Origin of the sequence: Otariodibacter oris (assembly GCF_009684715.1) — a bacterium.
Taxonomy (GTDB): domain Bacteria; phylum Pseudomonadota; class Gammaproteobacteria; order Enterobacterales; family Pasteurellaceae; genus Otariodibacter; species Otariodibacter oris.
This window is the reverse complement of sequence record NZ_CP016604.1, coordinates 1,649,845-1,673,008: the sequence shown is the minus strand read 5'-3', so window position 1 is coordinate 1,673,008 and position 23,164 is coordinate 1,649,845. Positions and strand designations below refer to the sequence as shown.

22 protein-coding genes are annotated in these 23,164 nt (G+C 36.2%); 17 read left to right on the top strand and 5 right to left on the bottom strand.

Annotated features, from left to right (window positions below; genetic code table 11):
• Positions 1 to 30 precede the first annotated feature (30 nt).
• Both dusB and fis read left to right on the top strand, forming a co-directional pair.
• Positions 31 to 996 carry a tRNA dihydrouridine synthase DusB gene (gene dusB / locus A6A10_RS07745; RefSeq protein ID WP_121122737.1) on the top strand — a complete coding sequence of 322 codons (966 nt, stop codon included), beginning with the start codon at positions 31 to 33 and terminating at the stop codon, positions 994 to 996.
• 22 nt (positions 997 to 1,018) lie between these two features.
• Positions 1,019 to 1,312, top strand: a complete 294-nt coding sequence (fis, locus tag A6A10_RS07740) for a DNA-binding transcriptional regulator Fis (protein ID WP_121122735.1) — start codon at positions 1,019 to 1,021, stop codon at positions 1,310 to 1,312.
• 65 nt (positions 1,313 to 1,377) lie between these two features.
• Here fis and A6A10_RS07735 read toward each other — a convergent pair whose 3' ends face one another.
• From A6A10_RS07735 to A6A10_RS07725, 3 genes are read right to left on the bottom strand one after another with little or no spacing between them, the layout of a single operon-like run.
• Positions 1,378 to 1,563 carry a YnbE family lipoprotein gene (locus tag A6A10_RS07735; RefSeq protein ID WP_121122733.1) on the bottom strand — a complete coding sequence of 62 codons (186 nt, stop codon included), beginning with the start codon at positions 1,561 to 1,563 and terminating at the stop codon, positions 1,378 to 1,380.
• Positions 1,560 to 4,313: a YdbH family protein gene (locus A6A10_RS07730; RefSeq protein WP_121122731.1), complete on the bottom strand. Its 2,754-nt coding sequence runs from the start codon at positions 4,311 to 4,313 to the stop codon at positions 1,560 to 1,562. The genes A6A10_RS07735 and A6A10_RS07730 overlap by 4 nt, the downstream gene beginning before the upstream one ends.
• 3 nt (positions 4,314 to 4,316) lie before the next feature.
• Complete coding sequence (locus A6A10_RS07725; RefSeq protein WP_121122729.1) at positions 4,317 to 5,132, bottom strand: hypothetical protein; 816 nt, start codon at positions 5,130 to 5,132, stop codon at positions 4,317 to 4,319.
• A gap of 90 nt (positions 5,133 to 5,222) precedes the next feature.
• Here A6A10_RS07725 and gloA point away from each other — a divergent pair, with 90 nt between their 5' ends.
• The 12 genes from gloA (at position 5,223) to A6A10_RS07665 (ending at position 16,827) form a co-directional block, all read left to right on the top strand.
• Positions 5,223 to 5,627 (top strand): lactoylglutathione lyase, encoded by a 405-nt coding sequence (gloA, locus tag A6A10_RS07720; protein ID WP_121122727.1) that lies wholly within the window; start codon positions 5,223 to 5,225, stop codon positions 5,625 to 5,627.
• Between the two features lie 66 nt (positions 5,628 to 5,693).
• Positions 5,694 to 6,374, top strand: coding sequence for a ribonuclease T (gene rnt / locus A6A10_RS07715; protein WP_121122725.1), 681 nt, complete (start codon positions 5,694 to 5,696; stop codon positions 6,372 to 6,374).
• Positions 6,374 to 6,757: a pyrimidine dimer DNA glycosylase/endonuclease V gene (locus tag A6A10_RS07710; protein WP_121122723.1), complete on the top strand. Its 384-nt coding sequence runs from the start codon at positions 6,374 to 6,376 to the stop codon at positions 6,755 to 6,757. Before rnt ends, A6A10_RS07710 begins: the two co-directional genes overlap by 1 nt.
• Before the next feature lie 198 nt (positions 6,758 to 6,955).
• Positions 6,956 to 8,068, top strand: a complete 1,113-nt coding sequence (gene potA, locus A6A10_RS07705) for a spermidine/putrescine ABC transporter ATP-binding protein PotA (protein WP_121122721.1) — start codon at positions 6,956 to 6,958, stop codon at positions 8,066 to 8,068.
• The gene (gene potB / locus A6A10_RS07700) at positions 8,055 to 8,915 is read left to right on the top strand and encodes a spermidine/putrescine ABC transporter permease PotB (RefSeq protein WP_121122719.1); all 861 of its coding nucleotides are present in this window, start codon (positions 8,055 to 8,057) and stop codon (positions 8,913 to 8,915) included. The genes potA and potB overlap by 14 nt, the downstream gene beginning before the upstream one ends.
• Positions 8,915 to 9,682 (top strand): spermidine/putrescine ABC transporter permease PotC, encoded by a 768-nt coding sequence (gene potC / locus A6A10_RS07695; RefSeq protein ID WP_121122717.1) that lies wholly within the window; start codon positions 8,915 to 8,917, stop codon positions 9,680 to 9,682. Before potB ends, potC begins: the two co-directional genes overlap by 1 nt.
• A gap of 132 nt (positions 9,683 to 9,814) precedes the next feature.
• Positions 9,815 to 10,423, top strand: a complete 609-nt coding sequence (gene ruvA / locus A6A10_RS07690; protein WP_121122715.1) for a Holliday junction branch migration protein RuvA — start codon at positions 9,815 to 9,817, stop codon at positions 10,421 to 10,423.
• 16 nt (positions 10,424 to 10,439) lie between these two features.
• Positions 10,440 to 11,444, top strand: coding sequence for a Holliday junction branch migration DNA helicase RuvB (ruvB, locus tag A6A10_RS07685; protein WP_121122713.1), 1,005 nt, complete (start codon positions 10,440 to 10,442; stop codon positions 11,442 to 11,444).
• Positions 11,445 to 11,635: 191 nt separating this feature from the next.
• Positions 11,636 to 13,273 carry an ABC transporter substrate-binding protein gene (locus tag A6A10_RS07680; RefSeq protein ID WP_121122710.1) on the top strand — a complete coding sequence of 546 codons (1,638 nt, stop codon included), beginning with the start codon at positions 11,636 to 11,638 and terminating at the stop codon, positions 13,271 to 13,273.
• Between the two features lie 92 nt (positions 13,274 to 13,365).
• Positions 13,366 to 14,289 (top strand): oligopeptide ABC transporter permease OppB, encoded by a 924-nt coding sequence (gene oppB / locus A6A10_RS07675; protein WP_121122708.1) that lies wholly within the window; start codon positions 13,366 to 13,368, stop codon positions 14,287 to 14,289.
• 10 nt (positions 14,290 to 14,299) lie between these two features.
• The gene (oppC, locus tag A6A10_RS07670; protein ID WP_121122706.1) at positions 14,300 to 15,220 is read left to right on the top strand and encodes an oligopeptide ABC transporter permease OppC; all 921 of its coding nucleotides are present in this window, start codon (positions 14,300 to 14,302) and stop codon (positions 15,218 to 15,220) included.
• An 11-nt stretch (positions 15,221 to 15,231) separates the two neighbouring features.
• Positions 15,232 to 16,827 (top strand): ABC transporter ATP-binding protein, encoded by a 1,596-nt coding sequence (locus tag A6A10_RS07665; RefSeq protein ID WP_121122704.1) that lies wholly within the window; start codon positions 15,232 to 15,234, stop codon positions 16,825 to 16,827.
• Positions 16,828 to 16,913: 86 nt separating this feature from the next.
• Here A6A10_RS07665 and A6A10_RS07660 read toward each other — a convergent pair whose 3' ends face one another.
• On the bottom strand, positions 16,914 to 17,933 hold the full coding sequence (locus A6A10_RS07660) for a TrmH family RNA methyltransferase (protein WP_121122702.1): 1,020 nt from the start codon (positions 17,931 to 17,933) through the stop codon (positions 16,914 to 16,916).
• A gap of 162 nt (positions 17,934 to 18,095) precedes the next feature.
• On the opposite strand from A6A10_RS07660, the gene suhB reads away from it, so the two are divergent.
• Both suhB and dxs read left to right on the top strand, forming a co-directional pair.
• Positions 18,096 to 18,908, top strand: a complete 813-nt coding sequence (suhB, locus tag A6A10_RS07655; protein ID WP_121122700.1) for an inositol-1-monophosphatase — start codon at positions 18,096 to 18,098, stop codon at positions 18,906 to 18,908.
• An 85-nt stretch (positions 18,909 to 18,993) separates the two neighbouring features.
• Positions 18,994 to 20,847 carry a 1-deoxy-D-xylulose-5-phosphate synthase gene (dxs, locus tag A6A10_RS07650; RefSeq protein WP_121122698.1) on the top strand — a complete coding sequence of 618 codons (1,854 nt, stop codon included), beginning with the start codon at positions 18,994 to 18,996 and terminating at the stop codon, positions 20,845 to 20,847.
• 54 nt (positions 20,848 to 20,901) lie between these two features.
• On the opposite strand, the gene A6A10_RS07645 is transcribed toward dxs, so the two are convergent.
• On the bottom strand, positions 20,902 to 21,246 hold the full coding sequence (locus A6A10_RS07645; protein WP_121122696.1) for a DUF5339 domain-containing protein: 345 nt from the start codon (positions 21,244 to 21,246) through the stop codon (positions 20,902 to 20,904).
• Positions 21,247 to 21,600: 354 nt separating this feature from the next.
• Here A6A10_RS07645 and A6A10_RS07640 point away from each other — a divergent pair, with 354 nt between their 5' ends.
• Positions 21,601 to 23,151 (top strand): cytochrome ubiquinol oxidase subunit I, encoded by a 1,551-nt coding sequence (locus tag A6A10_RS07640; protein ID WP_121122694.1) that lies wholly within the window; start codon positions 21,601 to 21,603, stop codon positions 23,149 to 23,151.
• The last annotated feature ends 13 nt before the right edge of the window (positions 23,152 to 23,164 follow it).

Genomic DNA, 23,164 nt, shown 5'->3' with positions numbered 1-23,164 from the left:
TTTTGTATAAAATGTCAGCAAGGATGATTTATGCATATAGGTAAGCATGAAATAAAAAATAGAGTTTTTCTTGCTCCAATGGCTGGTATAACGGATCAACCTTTTAGACGTTTATGTAGTCAACTCGGTGCTGGATTAACCTTTTCTGAAATGATGTCGACTAATCCCGAAGTTTGGCATACTGAAAAATCTAGATTGCGGTTATCTCATCATAAAGACATCGGTATAAATGCCGTGCAAATTGCAGGTTCTGACCCTTCAGAAATGGCCACCGCAGCAAAGATTAATGTTGATTATGGGGCTGATATTATTGATATCAATATGGGATGCCCTGCTAAGAAGGTAAACAAAAAAATGGCTGGTTCAGCTCTTTTGCGTGATCCTGATTTGGTCGAAAAAATCTTGAATGCAGTAGTAAAGGCTGTGGAAGTGCCTGTAACACTAAAAATTAGAACAGGCTGGGATTTAGAAAATAGAAATTGTCTACAAATTGCAAAGATTGCTGAGAATGCAGGTATTTCTGCTCTAACTATCCATGGGAGGACTCGCCACTGTTTGTTTCAGGGAGAGGCTGAATACGATTCTATTCGTACAGTCAAACAGTCAGTTTCGATGCCAGTTATAGCTAATGGAGATATAACTTCTGCTGAAAAAGCGAAGTTTGTTTTAGATTATACGGGTGCTGATGCTGTAATGGTGGGTAGAGGAAGTTTTGGAAATCCTTGGATTTTTAAGGAGATTGAAAATTTTTTAGAGAGGGAGGAGCTTTCTTCTGATTTATCAGTCTATAAAAAGAGTCAATTTATGCTAAATCATATAGCAGATCTTTATTCTTTTTATGGCGAAGACAAAGGTTATCGGATTGCTCGTAAGCATGTTGGTTGGTATACCGATAAATTAGCTCCGAACTTGAATTTTAAACGTACTTTTAATGCACTTGACTCTGCAAAAGCACAGTTTGAAGCGTTGGAAGATTTTGTGAAATTGATTCGTTAGAATCTTAAGTTGGATAGAGAAAATGTTAGAACAACAAACAACAAACCCATTAACAGTGGCTATGCTGAATGCACAGGCACAACAAGTAAATAAACCACTCCGTGATAATGTTAAGCAAGCAATTAGAAACTATTTATCACAACTAAATGGCGAAGATCCAACAGAATTATACGAGTTGGTGTTATCAGAAATCGAACATCCAATGTTAGATATGGTGATGCAGTATACTCGCGGTAACCAAACGCGTGCTGCAACTATGTTGGGTATTAACCGTGGTACTTTACGTAAAAAGTTAAAAAAATACGGTATGGGCTAATATTGAACTAATATCGTAGAAAAAACCTCATAAGTTTCTATTTCTTATGAGGTTTTTTATATTTATTATTTATTTTCCGAAGTTTTTATAATTGCTCGTGATTTATCATCCATATTTACTTCAATTTTATGATCAACAACTACATTCATATTGATAGTAATCCCTTCTTGTGGCGTTTCAAGCTGAATTTTTGGAGTACAAGCGGTCAGATACACTGAAAAAAATGCATAAAATAAGAACTTCAATTTCATTGGTTATCCAGTTGTTTATAAATAGAGTGTTCAATGTTTTGTTCAAACTCTGAACCGTAATTAATTAATTGCCACAAATCAAACATATTTTCTTGATGATTATAATTTAAATTCACTTTGGTTTTTTCATAGTCTAGTGAATGTATTTTTAATGAAGTGTTTAGATTCATTAAACCTGTTGAATCAAGATTAACCTTTGCATTTAATTCATCAATACTGCTGTTGTTGATTATTGTCGTGAGTATTTGTTCAGTATATCCCCCTTCCTTGATTGCATTCAATAATTCAGGTGTAAATTTCAACGTACTTTCGCCTGATTTAGTCAAAGAGCCTCCACATATATAGCATGGGTTGCCTGATAACCAAAATGGAAAGACGGCATTTGCTTGTCCTTTTAGATCAATTTGCTGATATTGAGCTAATGAAAGAATATCTTCAAAATGAATATTAAATAAATTTAAGTAAGCAATTTGAGTTTGTGGCAGTGCAAATTTATCGACAGTCAGTTTTCCACCTAGTAAATTAAAAGAAAGCTCTCTCAGTGTAAGCGGTCTTTTTTTGCTATAAGGGTAATGCCCTTGGAGTTTCATTTTGGCGTTATTCAGTTTAATTCCTACATCAATTTCAGCAATATTTACGTCGAGAGCCTTTTTTGCTCCAATATTAAATTCGTTATTTTGATACTGATAAGGGAGAGAAAACTGAATTCCTTTCATACTACCATTGGGTAAGGAAATTTCGCCATTACGGATGGCAAAGTGTCCCCCTGCAATTAATCCTCTTTCTGCATTCGCACTGAATGAAGTTTCTCCACGAATTGTGCCGTTGGTAATAATCCAATTTGAGCGAATAGGGAAAAGGGATTGGAACACCATAGCGGGTTGTTCTGCCCAATAAAGTTTACCAATAATATTACTTGATTGCGGAGTTAATTCTCTGCGAGCAAAGAAACGAATTGGACCTAATTCTCCAGAGCTAATTTGTCCATTTAAGCGGAGATTTTCCAATCTTCCTTCGAAATTTAAAGTGCCAGTCGGGGATTCAAACTCCCCACCATAATCAAATTGTATTTTTTGCATATCAAGTTGTAGTCCGCCCGTTAAGGTATCTTCTTCATAGGCAAAGGTTATTGGGGTTGCTAAGGTAAGAGTCATGTTTGGAATTAACATTGCATTTTGCTGAATTTTACCCATATCCCCTTCAAATTCAGACAGTTGGATAATATTTTCTTGCCAGTTACCTCGACCTGAAATAGTTACAGGGCTATTGAAGGCTTTGATGGTGGAATTTCCCCAAAATCGCCATTGCCAAAGATCAGCGATACTTTCTGGATCTGAAGGATCAGAGAAGAAAGAGAGTAACCCCGCTTTAAATTTTCTGGCAAATCCATCTAAATGCAATTCAATATTATCAAAGTCTGGACTTTCAGCTTTTAAGATGGCTTGTAATCGACCTGTTATTCCATATTTATCAATCGCAAGTCCTGCCATTGGAAAACGTAGATCGTGAATGGTTAATAAATGTTCTGTCCCTGTCATACGTAATAGTGAACCGGGGAGAAAGCGGAGTACTGGATTGTCATACTCCCCTTTAAAATCTAAAGGAAGCGAGGAATAGACAATAAAATTACCTTGTTTGATATTTCCAGTGACTTGAAGCGGTAAGTTAAAGGATTCTTTTTGCAATGTACCGTCAGAGCTATTAAAAACCACATTACCTTTGCCTCGACTATTTTCCGTCAATAAGCTGATGCGGATTGCGGTTTTTATTGGGTATAAGTCGTCAACATTGAAGCTATTTGGCGTGAGTGACGTCGTAATAAATGCTCGTAGGGTAAAATCATCACTCAATAGCCAATTGACATAGCCTTGCGTGATAGTTACACCTTGTTCATCAAAATTAATCGGTAATTCAATCTTATTTTCTGGATTGAAGGAGGAATGTAGAGCAAAAGAGCCTGTGAATTGTTTTTGGTTATTTTTATCTTCTTCCCAAGCAAGTGTCATATTGCCTTGCTGTAAATCAGGATCGCTAACGATATTTTCTGGGAATTGCCAGTGATATTCTAGCGATGTTTTAGGTGGAATGGTTAGAATTTGATTATTGATTGTGCTAGAAAAACTGATTCGGTGCTGTTCTTTTTCTTCTTGCTTATTTTTGTTCGGTTCATAAATGATATTGCCAATCAGTTTCTGATTTTCAAAGTTAAGAAAGAGATTGAGATCGTCTTGTATTAATGAAGCGGTCAGTTTGTCATTAAAATATGCAAATGTTATCTCATTGGACTGTTCTAAAAGTGATTTTATGCGAGGATGAGTTTCATCAGGTAAATTGATAATAGAAAATACTTTGACACTAATATTACCATTAGGCACCATGGAAAAGATTGAGCCAAGACTCTCTAGTGTGACTTCGTTTGATGAAGATGAATCCTCGCTATTCGATGGAAGTAATGCTAGACAAGCATAATTAACAACTGCTTGTTGTAGTGTGATTTCATGCTGTTCTGCCCACTGGACTTTTAGATCATCGGTAGTAACTATGGTGCAATTTTGATAAGCGAGAGAAAAAGAAGGCAGAATGGCATGATCCCAACTCGAAGACATTCCTTTTGGGATATCAACTTCCCACCCTTCAGGTAAGATCCAATTAATTGTCGTTGCTAACTGGCTACCGCTCATTAAGGCTAAACCGCCGCCAATAAGGATAGCCAGTACAGTAGCAAGGATAATTAGACCTCGTTTTAGCATAATTTAAATGATATTGGTAAATGGATAGAGCATTGCTAAAAATGTTGCAGTTGTCCAAGCAATAGGGTTTTTAATACTTTTCCCAAGTAGTAACCAAGCTAGCATTATTAGGATAATGAACTGTACCGCAAAAAAGACAAAATAAGGGGATAATTGCATTTCTGGCATAACTTGTAATTGTTGATAAAGAACAAAAGCTACCCAAATGTAGTTAAATACTAAGAAGATTAATGCAACAAGTACTAATAATTTTAAGAACCCTTCTAAGCGACTTTTTGCGATAATTAAATACCAACCCGCGAGTAATACACCTAACATTAATTGAGCAAAATTATTGGCACGTATTCCGTTAAATAAAGAGGGGAGTTCAATCCAATAAATAATCAAATATTGTAATACGCCAATGAATGCAATAGCTAAACCTAAATAGAGCATGGTTCTATACAGCCTTTGATCTTCAGGCACTTTCCAATATAAGAAAGGAATAAATAAAGAGGCTAGCATTGATATAATCATTGGGATATGCTTTGGTGTAAACCCGATGGAGTATAAAAAATTACCCAATGCAAAAACCATAACAAAAGGAAGAATATAGATTAATCGTCCATATTGTCCAGCACAAATTTGCCCTTTCAGTAGCACAATAAACATAATAATTGTTGTTACGAAAAATGTCAGCAAGTAGGGTGAAATGAATATCGAATTCATTGGAGATGCGATATGATTCAGTAACATTTCAATGAAGAGCATTAATGTTACAGGCAATATTGCAAAGGTAATAATTTCTAATTTTGATGGTGTTTGGTAATCGTATAGCATAGTATTAGCCAGAAAATGATTTTGAGTGGAGATTATGCCATAATACTACTCATTTTTTCTATTGTTAAATATGTTAAAAAGGAGTTGAGTATGAGAATTTTACATACTATGTTACGAGTGGGTAATTTGGAACGCTCTATCAAGTTCTATACAGAAGTGTTAGGAATGCGTTTACTTCGTACTAGCGAAAATGAACAGTATAAATATTCGTTAGCTTTTTTAGGGTACGCTGATGAGAGTGAAAGTGCGGTTATTGAACTTACTTATAACTGGGGAGTGGATAGCTATGATTTAGGGACAGCTTATGGACACATAGCTCTAGGTGTAGACGATATTTATGCAACTGTTGAAGCTGTACGTAAAGCTGGTGGGAATATTACGCGTGAAGCAGGTCCAGTAAAAGGTGGTACGACTTTAATTGCTTTTGTGGAGGATCCTGATGGTTATAAAATTGAATTTATCGAAAATAAAGATGCACTAAAAGCATTAGGATAAAGATAGCACTACCTGAAAATTAAATTAGTAGGGGAATCTCGTATTCCCCTTAAAAATGTAAATCGAATGACAGAAAAAATAGAAAACCAACCAATAAATTACAACTTAATTAAACATCGCTTTCGTGGTTACTTACCTGTAGTGATTGACGTTGAAACTGCTGGATTAAACGCTAAAACTGACGCCTTATTAGAAATCGCGGCAATTACACTTTCAATGGACGAAAATGGCTATATTCAATTAGATCAAAAATACCATAGCCATATTCAACCTTTTGAGGGAGCAAATATTAATCCCGAATCATTGAAAGTAAATGGAATCGATATTGATGATCCTGAGCGTGGTGCTATTGCTGAAAATATTGCGATTACTGATATGTTTAAAATGATTCGCAAAGCAGTTAAAGATGCAGGTTGCCAACGGGCAGTGATCGTGGCACATAACGCTACGTTTGATCAGGCATTTCTACAAGAAGCAGTGAAGAGAATTAACGCTAAGCGAGATCCATTTCATCCTTTTGCCTTATTTGATACAGCAACCTTAGGTGGCTTTATGTATGGGCAAACGGTGCTAGTAAAAGCTTGTCAAATGGCTGGTATTGCGTTTGATGGCAAACAAGCCCACTCGGCATTGTATGATACAGAACGCACCGCAGAATTATTTTGTACAATGGTCAATAAATTAAAAGATCTTGGCGGTTTCCCTCCGTTATCTTCCTCTCCCAATATGGAAACGAAAGAAGTTTAATGACTAGAATTAACGTCGTACCAGTCACAGAATTGTGTGACCAACATTTGTTAGCAGAGCATAGAGAACTCACTCGGATTCCTAATGCTGTTGCTAAAGGTAAATACAATTTAAATGGACAACCTCTCGATTATAAATTAGGAGAAGGGCATGTTCGTTTTTTCTTTAATAAACTCACTTTTTTAAAACGTCGGTATGATGCTTTACACGAGGAATGTAAGAAAAGAGGGTTTAATGTGCAGTATATTTGGCCAACCGAATTACCAACAGATCCAGCTTTGTGGCTAGACTATCAAGTTACAGAGCAAGCAATTAAGTTAAATCGTGAAAGAATTCAATTGAGAATGCCTCAAAAAGCAAGATTTACTCCTTATCAATCATAATATTGCTTATTTTTATGATGAACTGACCGCTTGTAGTCAAACTGAACAAGTAATGGCTAATTTTTACTTTCATTCTCATGTCATTCCTTATATCATTACGGGTCGTTTTATAGCGTATGGCTATGCATAATTTATGCTGAATTTTTATTCAGATTTTTGCATTTTCTCAACAAAACCCTAGGGGGAAAACAAAAATAAATGGAAAAATTAGATCAAAAACCAATTATTGAGCTTCGTTCTATTACGAAACGTTATGGTGATAAGACAATTATTGATAAGTTAGATCTTACAATCAATGATGGTGAGTTTTTAACAATTTTAGGTCCATCAGGTTGTGGTAAGACTACAGCGCTACGTTTAATTGCAGGTTTTGAAGACTTAACGGAAGGCTCTGTCATTTTAGATGGGCAAGATGTGTCAAATGTGCCTGCAGAGCAACGTCCTGTAAATACCGTTTTCCAAAGTTATGCACTTTTCCCACATATGACAATTTTTGAAAATGTTGCGTTTGGATTGAGAATGCAAAAAATACCTGAGGCAGATATAAAGCCTCGAGTAATCGAAGCGTTAAAAATGGTTCGCTTAGAAGATATGGCGAATCGTAAACCAGCCCAATTATCGGGCGGTCAGCAACAACGTATTGCGATTGCACGTGCTGTAGTGAATAAACCAAAAGTATTGCTATTAGACGAATCTCTTTCGGCGTTAGATTATAAATTACGTAAAGAGATGCAAAATGAATTAAAAGCATTACAACGTCAATTAGGTATTACCTTTATTTTCGTTACCCACGATCAAGAAGAGGCTTTAACAATGTCGGATCGTATTATCGTGATGAACAAAGGTAATATTGAACAAGATGGTACACCACGTGAAATCTATGAAGATCCGAAGAACTTATTTGTAGCACGTTTCATTGGTGAAATTAACGTATTTGAAGCTACCGTCATTGAAAGAGTAACAGAAAAAACAGTTAAAGCGAATGTGGAAGGACGTATTTGTGAGATTCATACTGATATTCCTGTCCATCCGCACCAGAAACTCAATGTTTTACTGCGTCCAGAAGATATTGTGATTGAAGAACTAGATGAGAATGAAGCATCTAAAGCAATTATTGGACATATTATGGATCGTAATTACAAAGGAATGACATTAGAATCAAGTGTCAAACTTGATCACAATGGAATGAGTGTATTAGTTAGTGAATTCTTTAATGAAGATGATCCGAATATTGATCACTCAATTGGTCAGAAAGTTGCACTAACTTGGTATGAAGGTTGGGAGGTTGTAATCAACGATGAAAATCACTAGCAATAAATTTCAAAATATCACAGTTGCGGTTATTTTCGGTTGGTTGATTTTTTTCGTCCTTATTCCGAATTTACTCGTTTTAATTACGAGTGTAATGACCAAAGACACAAGCGATCTGATTGAATTTACTTTTTCATTAGATAGCTATAAACGCTTAATTGACCCACTTTATTCTCAAGTATTGTGGAATTCCTTATATATGTCAGGGATTGCGACAATTATTTGTTTAGTGGTAGGTTATCCGTTTGCTTTCATGATGGCAAAATTACCAGAAAAATATCGACCACTATTATTATTCTTAGTGGTATTGCCTTTCTGGACTAACTCTCTTATCCGTATTTATGGAATGAAAATTTTCTTAGGGGTGAAAGGGATATTAAATGAGTCATTACTTTGGCTTGGTGTGATTGATTCGCCAATTCGTATTTTAAATACGGAAGTTGCGGTCGTTATCGGCTTAGTTTATTTGCTTTTACCATTCATGATCTTACCGCTTTATTCCTCTATTGAAAAAATAGATGGACGTTTACTTGAAGCAGCAAGAGATCTAGGTGCGAATGCGTTTCAGCGTTTTATTCGAGTGATTATTCCTTTAACAATGCCGGGTATTGTGGCAGGTTGTTTATTAGTTTTACTTCCTGCGATGGGTATGTTCTATGTAGCAGATTTACTTGGTGGAGCTAAAGTATTATTAGTCGGTAATGTGATCAAGAGTGAGTTCTTGGTAACACGTAACTGGCCGTTTGGTTCTGCAATCAGTATTGCATTAACTGTACTAATGGCATTGATGTTATATGTTTATTATCGCGCAAATAAACTGATGAATAAGAAAGTGGAGTTAGAATAATGAAACGCGTATTTAAAAGCTTATTTATGTTTTTGGTGTACGCGTATTTGTACATCCCAATCATCATTTTGGTCACAAACTCGTTCAATGCAGATAGATATGGCTTGAGCTGGAAAGGGTTCAGTTTCAACTGGTATGATCGCTTATTTAATAATGATACGTTAATTCAAGCTGCTTGGCATTCTATTAGTATTGCATTTTTTTCCGCAACATTATCGACAATCATTGGCGCAATGACTGCCATTGCATTATACCGTTATCGTTTCCGTGGCAAACAAATGGTTGGCGGAATGTTATTCGTTGTTATGATGTCGCCTGATATCGTTATGGCGGTATCATTATTGGCATTGTTTATGATAGTCGGCGTATCATTAGGATTTTGGTCACTATTATTTGCACACGTGACTTTCTGTTTGCCGTATGTTGTTATCACCGTATCTTCACGTTTGAAAGATTTTGACTCTAAAATGCTAGAAGCGGCTAAAGATTTAGGGGCAACAGAAGTGGTGATTTTACGTAAAATCTTATTACCTTTGTTGTTACCTGCGATCGTTTCTGGTTGGTTACTCAGTTTCACGATTTCACTTGATGATGTGGTTGTATCTTCATTTGTCACAAGTGCAAGCTATGAAGTGTTACCACTCAAAATTTTCTCATTGGTGAAAACGGGTGTGACACCAGAGGTCAATGCACTAGCAACCTTGATGATTATCTTCTCATTGGCGTTAGTCATACTCAGTCAAATCGTAGTCAGAAAGAAAAACTAAAATAGATTTAAAATAACCCGCTATCAGCGGGTTATTTTTTGCAAAAAATAAGATCAAACTGACCGCTTGATCTGTATTTTTATCCAGTTTTCAGTTATTCTTATTGTTAAACAATAGATTCAAATAGATATTATGATTGGTAGATTACAGGGTAAAATTATTGAAAAATCGCCACCAGAAATGGTGATTGATGTACAAGGTGTGGGATATGAAGTCCTTCTACCAATGACAAGTTTTTATGACCTTCCACAAGTGGGTGAAGATGCTGTAATTTATACGCATTTAGTTGTGCGTGAAGATGCACATTTACTCTTTGGATTTTCTCAAAAGCAAGATAGAACATTATTTAGAGAACTCATTAAAACAAATGGTGTTGGTCCTAAATTGGCATTAGCGATTTTATCTGCGATGTCTGTTTCTCAATTTGCTACAGCGGTTGAGCAAGAAGAATTAGCAAAATTAGTGAAAATTCCAGGTGTGGGTAAGAAAACAGCGGAGCGATTACTTGTGGAGCTTAAGGGTAAATTTAAAGGAATGGCTCAAAGTGATTTCTTTGTTGAGCAATCTACCGAACAATTTGTCGTGAGTCATACAACCACAACCCCTTCTGATGAAGCTAGAGATGCTTTAATTGCATTAGGCTATAAGCCAACTGATGCAGAGAAGATGATCAAAAAAGTACACCATTCTGATAAAACCAGTGAACAGCTCATTCGAGAAGCACTGAAGAACTCCCTTTAAAGATTTAGTATAAATTATGATAGAAGCAGATCGCATTATTAGTGCCATTCCTAAACGTGATGATGAAGTGATTGACCGAGCAATCCGTCCGAAAATGTTACATGATTACGTCGGACAAGCTTCGGTTCGTGAGCAAATGGATATTTTTATTCAGGCAGCAAAACTTCGCCAAGATGCGTTAGATCATTTATTGATTTTTGGTCCACCCGGATTAGGTAAAACAACATTAGCCAATATTGTTGCTAACGAAATGGGTGTAAATATTCGTACAACCTCGGGACCCGTATTGGAAAAAGCGGGCGATTTGGCGGCAATGCTGACTAATTTAGAGCCTTATGATGTGCTATTTATTGATGAAATTCATCGTTTATCGCCTGCGATTGAAGAAGTATTGTATCCCGCAATGGAAGATTACCAATTAGATATTATGATTGGCGAAGGACCAGCCGCTCGTTCTATCAAGCTTGATTTACCGCCATTTACGTTAGTGGGTGCGACCACTCGTGCAGGTTCTTTAACTTCGCCTTTGAGAGATCGTTTTGGTATCGTACAACGTTTAGAGTTTTATTCTATTGAGGATTTAACTACTATTGTTAGTCGTAGTGCGAATTGTCTCAATTTGAATTTATCCCCAGAAGCTTCTTATGAAATTGCTCGTCGTTCGAGAGGAACGCCTCGTATTGCTAATCGTTTACTCCGTCGAGTAAGGGATTTTGCCGATGTACGTAATGGTGGAGCAATTACCTTAGATATCGCAACGCAAGCAATGGCGATGTTAGATGTTGATCCAGAAGGTTTTGATTTTATGGATAGAAAATTACTTTCTGCGGTGATTGAGCGATTTGATGGCGGACCTGTAGGACTTGATAATCTTGCGGCTGCAATTGGAGAAGAACGAGATACGATTGAAGACGTACTTGAGCCTTATTTAATCCAACAAGGTTTTTTACAGCGTACACCAAGAGGGCGAGTTGCAACCTCTAGAACTTACAATCATTTTGGGTTAAGTAAAGTCAAGTAAATATTCCTTGATCTAATTCATGAGTAAATTGCTGATTTGATGATATAATCCTGCTTAATTATTCATTTTCTGTGATATATTTCGCATAAGTTTAAATTGCCTCTTTTAAATTGCTATAAAAACTTTACAAATTTATTTTTTTCCGTTACTAATTGCAGACCAAATAGAATAAATTAAACAGGAGAATTTTTATGCAAACCAAATTCATTCGTTCATTACTTGCTTCGGCAATTACGCTAGGCATTTCAGCCTCTGCTTTAGCAGCCTCTGTCCCTGCTGGTACAGAGTTAGCTGATGTACAAGAGATTGTACTTAACAATGGTGCCGAGCCACAAAGTTTAGATCCACAAAAAACAGAAGGTGTACCAGAGTCTGAAATCCAATATCAATTATTAGAAGGTTTAGTGACAAAAGATGCTAGTGGTAAGGTTATTCCGGGTGTAGCTGTTTCTTGGGAAAGTACACCTGATTTTAAACAATGGACATTTAAATTACGTCCTGAAGCAAAATGGTCAAATGGTGATCCTGTAACAGCAGACGATTTTGTTTTTGCGTGGCAACGTTTAGCTAATCCAGAAACTGCTTCACCTTATGCAAGTTATTTAGATTATCTACAAGTTATGAATGCGGAAGATGTAATTAGTGGGAAGAAAAAACCGGAAGAGTTAGGTGTTAAAGCTGTAGATGATCATACTTTCCAAGTCACTTTATCTAATCCTGTTCCTTATTTAGTTGGTATGACAAGCCACCAGTCAGTGTTACCAGTGCCTAAAAAAGTGGTTGAGAAGTACGGTGATGATTGGGTAAAAGATGGTAATATAGTGGGAAATGGCGCTTATAAATTAGTGGATCATGTGATCAATGAGAAGATTGTTTTTGAACGTAATCCTTTATATTGGAACGACAAAGAAACCGTCATTAACAAAGCAACATTCCTGGCGATTCCAAGTTTGAATACTGATGTACAACGTTATCGTTCTGGTGAAATTGACATCACTAACTATGGTCTTCCACCAGAATTATTCACTAAATTGAAAGAAGAAATTCCTGATGAAGTTTCTATTGCGAGAACATTAGCAACTTACATCTATGAAATTAATAATAAGAAACCACCATTTGATAATGTGAAAGTGCGTGAAGCATTAAATTTAGCGTTAGATCGTGACATTATTACAGAAAAAGTGCTGGCTCAAGGTCAAACGCCAACTTATGTGTTTACTCCGACGTATATTTCAGAAGGTGATCAAATTCAGCAACCTGAATACTCAACATTACCGATGAAAGAGCGTAATGAGCAAGCAATCAAATTATTAGAAGAAGTGGGTTATAGTAAATCTAATCCACTTAAATTCTCAATTTTGTATAATACTAACGAAAATCATAAAAAAATAGCGATTGCAGCGGCTTCTATATGGAAAGCAAATACGCAAGGTTTAGTTGATGTGACACTTGAAAATCAAGAGTGGAAAACGTACCTAGATACACGTCACCAAGGAAACTATGATTTAGCTCGTGCTGGTTGGAATGCAGATTATGATCAAGCAACAACCTTTGGTAATTACTTCTTATCTAATTCAAGTAATAATACGGCATTCTATCAAAGTGCTGAGTATGATGCTGCAATGGATGAGTCTTACAAAGCAGCAGATGCAGCAGAGCGTGCAGCTGCTTATGCCAAAGCTGAAGCAGTATTAGCAAAAGATTTTGCTATTGTACCTGTTTATAATTATGTGAATGTTCGCTTAGTGAAACCTTATGTTAAAGGGTATGAGGGAAAAGATCCTCAAGATCATATTTTCTTAAGAAACTTATATATTACTAAACACTAATGGTATTTAAGCGGTCAGGATTCAATGTTGCTAATTTTGCATGGGATCTGACCGCTTGTTTTATTTTTGTTGCGTAAATTGGAGAATTTACTATGTTGAAGTTTATTTTGAAAAGGATTTTAGAAGCAATTCCGACTCTTTTTATTCTAATTACTTTTTCTTTCTTTCTGATGCGCTTAGCTCCAGGAAGTCCCTTCACTTCGGAACGTGCTTATCCACCAGAGGTAATGGCAAATATTGAAGCGAAGTATCATTTAAATGAGCCTCTCTACAAACAATATTTTATTTACTTAGAAGATTTATCTCATGGGGATTTTGGACCTTCATTCAAATATAAAGATCAAACAGTAAATGATTTAATTGGTTCCGCTTTTCCTGTTTCATTAAAATTGGGTATCGTGTCATTTTTCTTTGCAGTAACGATTGGATTGTTAGCGGGTACCTTTGCTGCATTAAGACAGAATAGTAAGTGGGATTACCTTGTGATGTCCTTTGCAATGACAGGGATTATCATGCCAAGTTTCGTATTTGCGCCTTTATTAGTTCTTTTCTTTGCCATCTATGTTAAATGGTTACCTGCAGGTGGATGGAATGGTGGTCAACTTTACTATATGATTTTACCTGTACTTTCATTGACGATTGGATATGTCGCAGGGATTGCGCGTATTACTCGTGGTTCAATGATTGAAGTATTACATTCAAACTTTATCCGTACCGCTCATGCTAAGGGATTACCTCTCAAACGTATTATCTTTAAACATGCGTTAAAACCTGCATTGATCCCTGTGATTACTTATTTAGGACCCGCTTTTGTGGGGATCATTACAGGTTCAATGGTGATTGAAAGTGTATTTGGTTTGCCGGGAATAGGACAACTTTTTGTGAATGGTGCATTAAACCGTGACTATTCATTAGTATTAAGTTTAACTATTTTAGTCGGTTCATTAACTATTTTCTTTAATGCTGTTGTAGATATTCTCTATGCGGTGATTGATCCGAAGATTCGTTATTCATAAGGAATGCAAGATGTTAGTTGATAATAAGAAGAATCAAAAAAGAGCTGAGGAGTTGGCAACAGAAGCAACGGAAATGTCGTTAGAGGGTCGTAGCTTATGGCAAGATGCTCGTCGTCGTTTTTTCCGTAATAAAGCTGCGGTAGCAAGTTTAGTTACTCTTGTATTAATTATATTATTTATTGCTTTTGCACCCTCTTTAATTCCTTTTACTTATGATGATACAGACTGGAATATGATGAGTGCAGCACCTAGTATTGAGTCAATGCACTATTTTGGTACAGATTCCTCAGGACGTGATTTATTAGTGCGTGTTGCCATTGGTGGACGAGTTTCACTGATGGTTGGGGTTGCTGGTGCCTTTATTGCGGTAATTATCGGTACAATCTATGGGGCGATTTCAGGCTATATTGGCGGTAAAACTGATATGGTAATGATGCGTTTTATCGAAATTTTAAGCTCATTTCCATTTATGTTCTTCGTGATCTTATTGGTTACTTTCTTCGGTCAGAATATTTTACTGATTTTCGTTGCAATAGGTTTAATTGCTTGGTTGGGGCTAGCTCGTATTGTTCGTGGGCAAACACTTACATTGAAGAATAAAGAGTTTGTGGAAGCCGCGATTGTCTGTGGCGTACCAAAACGCCAAATCATTTGGAAGCACATCATTCCAAATGTCTTAGGTATTGTTGTAGTGTATGCTTCACTTGAAGTACCAGGATTTATTTTGTTTGAATCTTTCTTAAGCTTCTTGGGCTTAGGAACACAAGAGCCAATGAGTAGTTGGGGGGCATTATTAAGTGATGGTGCTGCGCAAATGGAAACTTCACCATGGTTATTAGCATTCCCAGCCTTTTTCTTATGTTTAACATTATTCTGCTTTAACTTTATCGGTGATGGATTGCGTGATGCTCTTGATCCAAAAGACAAATAGGATGTGACTAAATGAAATTATTAGAAGTTAAAAATTTAGACGTTTATCTGAAAACCGATGAAGAAAATGTACATGCTGTACGTTCAGTCTCTTTTACTGTTAATAAAGGGCAAACATTAGCGATTGTGGGTGAATCTGGATCAGGTAAATCTGTTACCTCAATGTCAATCATGCAATTATTACCAAAGAATATTGTCACTTATGGATCAGATTCCTCTATTTGCTTTGAAGATCAAGAAATTTTAACATTATCAGAAGATCAAATGAGGACATTGCGTGGTGATCGTATTGGTATGATTTTCCAAGAGCCAATGACTTCACTTAATCCCTTTATGACAATTGGAGAGCAGGTTTCAGAAGCAACAAAAACGCATAATCCGAATATGAGTCAGGAAGAAGCGTATGCACACGCATTAGAAATGCTAGAAAAAGTAAAAATTCCTGATGCAGATAAGAAAATGAAATCGTATCCCCATGAATTTTCTGGTGGGCAATTGCAACGCATTATGATTGCGATGGCAATTATTAATAAACCCGATTTATTAATTGCCGATGAGCCAACTACAGCACTCGATGTAACAACTCAAGCGGAAATTTTAGATTTGATGCATGACTTACAACGAGATATGGGAATGGCGATTATCCTAATTTCTCACGATTTGCGTTTAGTCCATCGATATAGTGACTTTGTTTGTGTAATGCAAATGGGGGAAATTATTGAGCAAGGAGAAACAGATAAAGTTTTCCATAATCCACAGCACCCTTATACCATTGAATTACTGACACCAATTCCGAGAAATATTAAACCGGCATTAAGTGATGATGAAAAACGCATCATTACGGCTGAAAATATTGATGTTGATTATGTAATCAAGCGTTCGTTCTTTGGTAAACCTAAAAAAGTCTTTAAAGCGGTTAAAAATATTTCATTAGATCTTAAAGTGGGGGAAACACTTGGAATTGTTGGTGAATCAGGTTCGGGTAAATCTACATTAGGTAGAGCAATAATGCAGATGCTTGATTATCAAGGCAAAATTAACTTTGAAGATGAAACGATCGCAGAGTTGTCAGATTCTGATCGCCAAGCGTTGAAAAAAGACATGCAAATGGTGTTCCAAGATCCGTTTAATTCCCTTTCTCCTCGTTTAACTGTGGGTGAAATTATTGGTGAGGGGCTATCTGTCCATTACCCGAAAATGAGTAAAGAAAAGCGTCGTGAAAAAGTAATGAAAACATTGGAAGAGGTAAATCTTTCCCCTTCAATGATCAATCGTTACCCTCATGAGTTTTCGGGCGGTCAAAGACAACGTATCGCGATTGCTCGTGCAATTATTCTTGAACCAAGATTTGTTTTATTAGATGAGCCAACTTCTGCATTGGATCGCTCAACTCAGATCACAGTTGTGGAATTACTGAATAATTTACAGAAAAAATATGGTTTAAGTTATATTTTTATCAGCCATGATTTATCTGTGGTAAGAGCATTGAGTGATAGAGTAATGGTCATGAATCAAGGTGAAGTTATCGAAAGTGGTGATGTTCAGCAAATCTTCGATAATCCGCAAAATGACTATACTAGACGCCTAATTGAAGCCTCTAATTTATAGTCTATAGTATGTGACAAGCGGTCAGATTGAGAAAATATTTTGCAGATCTGACCGCTTATTTATTGGATTATTAGTTTATTTTTTCCTTAAATCAAATGATTTTGATACCAGTGAGCAAGTAAAATCCCTGTATTCACTGCAACATTTAGCCCGCTATTTAGAGGGTTTAAAAATGAGAGCTGAACGTTGGTATCCTCAGGATATTCCACTTCACTTGGAACAACTTCACTGAGTACAAAAACCACTTTTTCGGATAAATTTGTTTTCGCTAGTGCGGGTGTTTGTTTTTGGCGAGTTAAATGCACAATTTGATATCCTGCATTGCGTAACTGAGTCAATGCAATTTGTTTATGTTTAGTTTCTAGTGCGTGAACAAACTCCAATCCACCTTCTGCTACACGAGCAGCGCTGCTTGAATTGAGTAAATCATTCTGCTCTACGATGATTCCTTTTACACCATAGAATGCACAAGTGCGGATAACTCCACCGATATTTTGAGCATTATTTACACCATCTAAAAGTACTAAACAATCTCTCTGACGAGCAATTTGTAAGTAGCCTTCTAACGAGAATGGCGTTGATTTTTTGACTAATAAACAAATTCCACCATGATGTTCAGTCCCTGTAACGCGTTCCATTTCTTCGCTATCAACGATATGGTAGGCTTTTTTATTCTCAGCCAAATAACTCATCAAATCGCCGGCTTTTTTGGCACCTTCTATTGTTGCCCAAAGTCTAACAATGGATTCTGGACGTTGTTGAAATAGAGTATGACAAGCATTCTCGCCATATATTTTCATTTCTGTTGCACGATTATTACGAATTTTCTCTGGCGCTCGAGGTGAAAGTGGACCCGTTTTCTTTTCATTATTATTTGTGCGACCTTTTACGCTAATTTTAACGGTGCCTTCTTTGCCTATTTTTCTCGCTTCTTGCGGATAAATATCATGATGGGTAGTTTGACGGTAATTGGTTGATTTTTTTTCTGTACGATTATTTCGTGCATAAGGTGAGCTATTTTGCGCACGATCTGATTTAAATTTAGGGGATTTACGCTCTTCTGCGGTTTTAAAACGAGGTGTTTTTTGTGTGAATTTTGTATTCATAGTCTGCTGAATTAATTAAGAATAGGGGAATTATTGGTAAGCAGTATAACAGATATAAATGATCGCTTAATAGGCTTTTTTGCTTAGGCTATTCCTTTATTGTCCAACTTTCTCTATAATTCGTATCTTCTTACTTTATGTTCTTTAAAATCTGGTGGAATTATGAATCCAATGTTAAATATCGCTATTCGTGCAGCACGAAAAGCAGGCAATATTATTGCCAAAGGGTATGAGCAATCAACTTCAGATCTCGATATTGCTCAAAAAGGTGTAAATGATTATGTTACTGCTGTTGATAAAGCAGCAGAAGAAGCAATTATCGAAGTTATTCGCAAATCTTATCCTGACCATACCATTGTGGGTGAAGAGTCAGGGCTTTTATCGGCTGATAATAGTGATGTGCAATGGGTTATTGATCCTTTGGATGGTACAACAAACTTTATCAAGCGTTTTCCGCATTTTTCTGTATCAATTGCAATTCGTGTTAATGGTCGTACTGAAGTGGGTGTTGTTTATGATCCAATTCGTAATGAATTATTTACTGCGGTACGTGGCGAAGGTGCAAAATTAAATGAATTTCGTTTAAGAGTAGACAATGATCGCCGTGATTTACAAGGTGCAGTACTAGCAACTGGTTTCCCATTTAAAGTCGCTAAACACACAACAGCTCATTTAAATATGATCGAAGGATTAATGAATAATGGCGTGGCTGATTTCCGTCGTACAGGTTCTGCTGCATTAGATTTAGCTTATGTAGCATCTGGTCGTGTTGATGGTTTCTTTGAAATTGGCTTAAAACCTTGGGATTGTGCTGCAGGTGATATTATTGCTCGTGAAGCGGGTGCATTGGTGACAAATTTTGTAGGTGGCACAAATTATTTGAAATCAGGTAACTTAGTGGCTGGTAATGCAAGAGTGGTAAAAGAGATTTTAAATACCATTAAACCTGTATTATCTGATGATCTAAAATCATAATTCCAGTAGAAAATGTAAGGCAGAGATTTTCTGCCTTCTTTCAATAATTTAGGTAGATTCTTTACCTTACGATTAAGATGATATTATGCAAAAAACCTATCCCTTATTAAGTCAAATTAATAGTCCAGATGACTTACGCTTATTACCAAAAGAAAAATTACAACAACTTTGTGATGAATTAAGGGCGTATTTATTGGAATCTGTCAGCCAGACAAGTGGGCACTTAGCTTCTGGTTTAGGTACTGTTGAATTGACTGTTGCATTACATTATGTGTATCAGACCCCGTTTGATCAATTAATTTGGGATGTCGGCCATCAAGCTTACCCGCATAAAATTCTCACAGGTCGTCGTGAGCAAATGTGTACGATTCGTCAGAAAAATGGCTTGCATCCATTTCCTTGGCGTGAAGAAAGTCCTTATGATGTTTTGAGTGTCGGGCATTCATCCACTTCGATTAGTGCTGGTTTAGGTATCGCTATTGCCGCAGAAAAAGAAAATGCAAATCGTAAGACTATTTGTGTGATTGGTGATGGTGCTATTACTGCAGGAATGGCATTTGAAGCACTTAATCATGCAGGCTCTATTCATCCAGATATGTTAGTTATTTTAAATGATAATGAGATGTCTATTTCAGAAAATGTCGGGGCATTAAATTATCATTTAGCTCGTCTATTTACTGGCTCGTTATATGGTACATTGAGAGAAAGTGGTAAAAAATTACTATCTGGTGTACCTCCTATCAAAGAGTTTGTTAAGAAAACGGAAGAACATGTAAAAGGGTTTGTTTCTCCTGTTGGAACTATGTTTGAAAGCTTAGGTTTTAATTATATTGGACCAATTGATGGACATGATATTGATGAGTTAGTTTCAACATTATCTAATATGAGAAATATGTCTGGCCCGTTATTTCTTCATATCAAAACAAAAAAAGGGAAAGGATATACACCAGCAGAAGAAGATCCTATTGGTTTTCATGGTGTACCTAAATTTGATCCTACATTAGGCAAATTACCTCAAAATAAATCAGCGCCAACCTATTCTTCGATTTTTGGTGATTGGCTTTGTGAAATTGCTGAGAAAGATCCTAAAATTATGGGGATCACGCCAGCGATGCGCGAAGGTTCTGGAATGGTTGAGTTTTCTAAGCGTTTCCCTGAGCAATATTTTGATGTAGCGATTGCTGAACAACATGCAGTGACTTTTGGGGTAGGGCTCGCTATTGCAGGTTATAAACCTGTTATAGCTATTTATTCTACTTTTCTACAAAGGGCTTATGATCAGTTAGTTCATGATGTGGCGATTCAAAATTTACCTGTGATTTTTGCTATTGATCGAGCGGGTATTGTGGGTGCTGATGGACAAACTCACCAAGGTGTTTTTGATCTGAGCTTTATGCGTTGCATTCCAAATATGACGATAATGTGTCCAAGTGATGAAAATGAAATGCGCCAAATGCTCTACACTGCCTATACAATGAATTCTCCTGTTGCTGTACGCTATCCAAGAGGGAATGCTCAAGGGGTTGAGTTAGCGCCAATGGTAGCAATAGATATAGGTAAAGCCAAGGTGTTAAGAAAGGGAAAAGGTGTTGCTATTTTGAATTTTGGTGCTTTACTTAATCAAGCTAAACAAGTTGCAGAAGAGAGAGATTATACTTTGGTTGATATGCGATTTGTTAAGCCTTTAGATGAGGCGTTAATCAGTGAATTAGCAGATACTCATGATATTTTAGTTACTGTTGAAGAGAATGTGATTCAAGGTGGTGCAGGAAGTGCTGTAAATGAGTTTTTGCAAAAAATTGGTAAGATTAAACCCCTTATAATGGTTGGTATCCCTGATTTCTTTATTCCTCAAGGCACGCAAGCTGAGATATATGAGGACTTAGGTTTAGATGCTAAAGGAATTGATTTTCGAATCAAAAAGGTACTAGGGTTATAATAATTAAAATAGGAAGCCAAGCAATATTGCTTGGCTTCCTAGTTTTGAGTTCATTTATTGTTTTATTTGAGTTTGTTTTTTCAGATTATTTAATGCTAACAACCCTTTTTCACAACTTAAGTCTTGTTTTACGGGATCTAACTGTAAAATTTGTTGTTTTGACGCATATAATTTATCTTTCATTTTTGATACTTGAGTGTGCGTTCCTGGCTGTTTCTCAACTTCAGAAATTAATTTATCACCCTCACTAAACATCTTTTGGCATTGATATGACAACGTTGCGGCTTTTTCAGTTTTGACTATAGCTAATGATGATGTTTTTAATTCATTAGCAAAACTAAAACTACTCAATAGACCAAGAACTAAAATATTGCTAGAAAAAAGAAGCTTATTTAACATATATTTCTCTTATTGAAAAAAACTATCGCTAAAATAGGTTACGGATACTACCAAATTAAAAGTAATAAGTCATCATTATTTTTATTAGTATTTTGAGTAATTTTTGAGAAAATAATTTTGATTTAAATCAATAATATTGAAATAACTTATAATAAAATTAAATATTTATCTAATTTTGTGAACAATGTAATCTTTTTGCTATTTTTAATTCTATTGTTTACTAGTAGAATGCTATTTTGACATTTCAGAAAATTTTTCTGGGGGCAATTTTGCTTGTGTCAGTATGTTGGGGATTGCTGGAATACTTTCTTCGTAGTCCATTATTTAGATTAATCTATTACAAAGAGGTTTGAGATGTTAGATGTTGTAGAGCTCTCGCGCTTACAATTTGCATTAACCGCTCTTTATCACTTTTTATTTGTACCTTTGACATTAGGTCTTTCTTTTGTACTTGTTGCAATGGAAACACTTTATGTTACAACAGGAAAGGAAGTGTATAAAGATATGACAAAATTCTGGGGAAAGTTATTTGGAATTAACTTTGCCTTGGGAGTAACGACTGGTATTACAATGGAATTTCAGTTTGGTACCAACTGGGCATATTACTCTCACTATGTCGGTGATATTTTTGGAGCACCGCTTGCTATTGAAGGTTTAATGGCATTCTTTTTAGAGTCTACATTTGTAGGACTTTTCTTTTTCGGTTGGGATCGCCTATCCAAAGGGAAACATTTATTAGCAACTTATGCAGTAGCATTTGGTTCTAACTTCTCAGCTTTATGGATTTTAGTTGCTAATGGCTGGATGCAAAGTCCAGTAGGATCTGAATTTAATTTTGAAACTATGCGAATGGAAATGAGCAGTTTCTCTGAATTAGTTTTGAATCCAATTACTCAAGCTAAATTTTTACATACTGTAACAGCTGGTTATACTTGTGGTGCTGTATTTGTTTTAGGAATTAGTGCTTATTATTTGCTAAAAGGTCGTGATTTAGGCTTTGCTCGCCGTTCATTTTCTGTTGGAGCTACTTTTGGACTCATTTCTATTATTTCAGTAATCATCATGGGAGATGAATCTGGATATGAAATAGGTCAGGCACAACCCACTAAATTAGCAGCAATGGAAGGAGAGTTTGAAACACACCATGCTCCTGCACCTTGGAATGTAATCGTCATACCAAATAGTGCTGAAATGCGCCATGAATTTGAGTTATCTATTCCTTATGCAGCAGGTATCATTGCAACACGTTCATTTGATAAAGAGATTCAAGGATTAAAGGATATTCGTAGTGAAAATGAACAACGCGTGCGTAATGGTATGGTTGCCTATTCATTATTAGAAAAATTACGTTCAGGTAATTATACGTTAGAAGATAAGGAAGCATTTAAAGTTGCACAGAAGGATCTTGGGTTTGGATTGCTATTGAAAGCATATACAGATAATGTTGTTGATGCTACAGAACAGCAAATTAAGCGAGCAGCAGCAGATACTATACCTAATGTAGGACCCGTATTTTGGTCATTCCGTATTATGATGGCATCTGGTGGATTAATGTTGTTATTAATTGCTTTGGCGTTCATTCAAAATATTAGAGGCACTGTAGGAACTAAGCCTATGTTACTCAGAGCCTTACTTATCGGTCTTCCTCTTCCATGGATTGCTATTGAGAGCGGTTGGTTTTTGGCAGAATATGGTCGTCAGCCATGGGCAATTTATAATATGTTGCCAACGGGAGTCAGTAATTCAGCATTGACGGAAGTTGATCTTTGGATCTCCATAGGGTTATTGTGTGGGTTATATACATTATTCTTGGTTGTTGAAATGTATTTAATGTTTAAATATGGTCGATTAGGGCCTAGTGCATTAAAAACAGGTCGTTACCATTTTGAACAGTCTACGAAATAAGTGGGAGTAAAAA

What these genes read in the sequence shown, in the direction of transcription:
- potB (WP_121122719.1), top strand. Translation starts at nt 8,055, where the DNA reads ATGAAAATCACTAGCAATAAATTTCAAAATATCACAGTTGCGGTTATT.
- A6A10_RS07680 (WP_121122710.1), top strand. Translation starts at nt 11,636, where the DNA reads ATGCAAACCAAATTCATTCGTTCATTACTTGCTTCGGCAATTACGCTA.
- A6A10_RS07660 (WP_121122702.1), bottom strand. Translation starts at nt 17,933, where the DNA reads ATGAATACAAAATTCACACAAAAAACACCTCGTTTTAAAACCGCAGAA.
- ruvB (WP_121122713.1), top strand. Translation starts at nt 10,440, where the DNA reads ATGATAGAAGCAGATCGCATTATTAGTGCCATTCCTAAACGTGATGAT.
- A6A10_RS07645 (WP_121122696.1), bottom strand. Translation starts at nt 21,246, where the DNA reads ATGTTAAATAAGCTTCTTTTTTCTAGCAATATTTTAGTTCTTGGTCTA.
- potC (WP_121122717.1), top strand. Translation starts at nt 8,915, where the DNA reads ATGAAACGCGTATTTAAAAGCTTATTTATGTTTTTGGTGTACGCGTAT.
- A6A10_RS07710 (WP_121122723.1), top strand. Translation starts at nt 6,374, where the DNA reads ATGACTAGAATTAACGTCGTACCAGTCACAGAATTGTGTGACCAACAT.
- fis (WP_121122735.1), top strand. Translation starts at nt 1,019, where the DNA reads ATGTTAGAACAACAAACAACAAACCCATTAACAGTGGCTATGCTGAAT.
- A6A10_RS07730 (WP_121122731.1), bottom strand. Translation starts at nt 4,313, where the DNA reads ATGCTAAAACGAGGTCTAATTATCCTTGCTACTGTACTGGCTATCCTT.
- oppC (WP_121122706.1), top strand. Translation starts at nt 14,300, where the DNA reads ATGTTAGTTGATAATAAGAAGAATCAAAAAAGAGCTGAGGAGTTGGCA.
- potA (WP_121122721.1), top strand. Translation starts at nt 6,956, where the DNA reads ATGGAAAAATTAGATCAAAAACCAATTATTGAGCTTCGTTCTATTACG.
- dxs (WP_121122698.1), top strand. Translation starts at nt 18,994, where the DNA reads ATGCAAAAAACCTATCCCTTATTAAGTCAAATTAATAGTCCAGATGAC.
- A6A10_RS07725 (WP_121122729.1), bottom strand. Translation starts at nt 5,132, where the DNA reads ATGCTATACGATTACCAAACACCATCAAAATTAGAAATTATTACCTTT.
- A6A10_RS07665 (WP_121122704.1), top strand. Translation starts at nt 15,232, where the DNA reads ATGAAATTATTAGAAGTTAAAAATTTAGACGTTTATCTGAAAACCGAT.
- A6A10_RS07640 (WP_121122694.1), top strand. Translation starts at nt 21,601, where the DNA reads ATGTTAGATGTTGTAGAGCTCTCGCGCTTACAATTTGCATTAACCGCT.
- ruvA (WP_121122715.1), top strand. Translation starts at nt 9,815, where the DNA reads ATGATTGGTAGATTACAGGGTAAAATTATTGAAAAATCGCCACCAGAA.
- gloA (WP_121122727.1), top strand. Translation starts at nt 5,223, where the DNA reads ATGAGAATTTTACATACTATGTTACGAGTGGGTAATTTGGAACGCTCT.
- dusB (WP_121122737.1), top strand. Translation starts at nt 31, where the DNA reads ATGCATATAGGTAAGCATGAAATAAAAAATAGAGTTTTTCTTGCTCCA.
- oppB (WP_121122708.1), top strand. Translation starts at nt 13,366, where the DNA reads ATGTTGAAGTTTATTTTGAAAAGGATTTTAGAAGCAATTCCGACTCTT.
- rnt (WP_121122725.1), top strand. Translation starts at nt 5,694, where the DNA reads ATGACAGAAAAAATAGAAAACCAACCAATAAATTACAACTTAATTAAA.
- suhB (WP_121122700.1), top strand. Translation starts at nt 18,096, where the DNA reads ATGAATCCAATGTTAAATATCGCTATTCGTGCAGCACGAAAAGCAGGC.
- A6A10_RS07735 (WP_121122733.1), bottom strand. Translation starts at nt 1,563, where the DNA reads ATGAAATTGAAGTTCTTATTTTATGCATTTTTTTCAGTGTATCTGACC.